The following is a 1,539-nucleotide window of genomic DNA, read 5'->3' on the forward strand; positions in this document are numbered from 1 at the left end:
CCCCAGGAACTGCCTGTCCCGTCCTACCCCGCCGTCGAGACCTTCATCGAGAAGGCCTCCGCCAGCGACGTCCAGGCGCTCTTCGCGCCCGTGAAGGAGGGGCTCGCCGGCCTCAAGGGGCCGCGCGCGGAGGTCGGCAAGAAGGCCCAGGCTGCGATCGCGCGGTCCGAAGAGCTGCTGGCCCTGCTCGTGGACGTCCGCGAGAAGCTCGTCGCGGAATCGAAGCAGTCCAAGGGCCGGAAATAACAGGCTTTTCGGGAGCCCTGACGATTTCTCGTCACCAGCAGGCAACCGGCGGCTGGCTCTCCCGATAATCCATTGAAAGAGCCACGGGATGATCCCCGGCTCCCCTTTTGAATCAACGCTGGCACCAGCGCGGAGGCTGAAATGAGCAAGATCGACAGCGGCATGATGGGCCCGAACCTGCGCATGAACACCCAGATGACCACGGCTCGGCAGACGCCGAACACGAGCTTCGGTGCGCGCGTGCAGAACGGCCTGAACAGCACCGTCGGCGCCGTGGGCGCGGGCGTGGGCGCGGTGGCCGGCTTCGTTCCGGGCGCCGGCATCGTCTCCGCCGCGGTCTCCTCCGCGCAGACCTTCTCCGGCGCCTCCGGCTCCGGCATGCAGGGTGGCCCCTACGTCGGCGTGATGAACACCGGCTCCGGCGCGGTGCCCTCCACCAACCTGCCCGGTCCGGGCACGGGCGTGTCCACGGGCGGCTCCACGTCGCTGGGCACCAGCGTCGGCGGCAGCGCCTCCGGTGGTCAGGTGTCGGATCAGCTGACCAACAACAGCAGCCTCAAGACGATGATGGACGACAACGTCAAGCTGCTGAACCTCCAGTCGGCCATGCAGCACGAGTCGCAGCTCTTCACGGCTGTTTCCAACGTGATGAAGTCGCGGCACGATACGACCAAGAACTCCATCGGCAACATCCGCTAGTCTTCACGGACAGCGGAATCTGACCGGTGCAAGGAAGGCGGCCCTCGACGGCCGCCTTCCGTGCTTCCGGCGACAGGAAAGGAAGCGCGACGTCCATGGCGGAGACCCCTTCGGAGATTGCCAACAGCCTCGTGCCCCTGGCGCGCCAGCCGGCCATGGTCCTGCTGGAGTCTGGCTACCTGTGGCTGGACATGGGTCACTTCGACAAGGCCAAGGAGGTCTTCGTCGGTGCCGCCGCGCTGATGCCCAAGAGCGAAGTGCCGCAGATCGGCCTGGGCGCCGTGGAGTTCGCGCAGGGCAAGCATGACAAGGCCCTGGCGGCCTACCGGGTCGCCCAGCGCCTGGCGCCCCTGTCGTCGCTGCCCCGGGCACACGCCGGGGAGGCCCTGCTGTTCATGGGCAAGGTGCCGGAGGCCCTCAAGGAACTGAAGGCCGCCATCGACCTGGAGCCGGAAAGCGACGGCGCGAAGCTGGCCCAGGCGCTCATCCAGGCGAAGGAAGCGGGGGCCCTGCCTCCGCCGAAGAAGTAGCAGGCAGGAAGAAGGAGGTACGTCGATGGCTGTCGGTGGAGTCGGACGTGGGGGTGGGAAGGGC

The 1,539-nt window shown here is 67.6% G+C and carries 3 protein-coding genes; all 3 read left to right on the forward strand.

Features of this window, described 5'->3' with window-relative positions:
* Positions 1 to 246 (forward strand): hypothetical protein (locus tag D7W79_RS41890; RefSeq protein ID WP_120530741.1); only part of this gene is annotated, 246 nt, incomplete at its 5' end.
* 141 nt (positions 247 to 387) lie between these two features.
* A complete protein-coding gene (locus D7W79_RS41895; RefSeq protein WP_120530742.1) occupies positions 388 to 945 on the forward strand; it encodes a hypothetical protein in 558 nt (185 codons plus the stop codon).
* Positions 946 to 1,040: 95 nt separating this feature from the next.
* Positions 1,041 to 1,475, forward strand: a complete 435-nt coding sequence (locus D7W79_RS41900; RefSeq protein ID WP_120530743.1) for a tetratricopeptide repeat protein — start codon at positions 1,041 to 1,043, stop codon at positions 1,473 to 1,475.
* Positions 1,476 to 1,539 lie beyond the last annotated feature (64 nt).

The organism is Corallococcus exercitus, assembly GCF_003611585.1.
In the GTDB taxonomy this organism is placed as follows: domain Bacteria; phylum Myxococcota; class Myxococcia; order Myxococcales; family Myxococcaceae; genus Corallococcus; species Corallococcus exercitus.

Excerpts from the sequence above, each read along its gene's own strand:
- D7W79_RS41895 (WP_120530742.1), top strand. The coding sequence starts at position 388 with ATGAGCAAGATCGACAGCGGCATGATGGGCCCGAACCTGCGCATGAAC.
- D7W79_RS41900 (WP_120530743.1), top strand. The coding sequence starts at position 1,041 with ATGGCGGAGACCCCTTCGGAGATTGCCAACAGCCTCGTGCCCCTGGCG.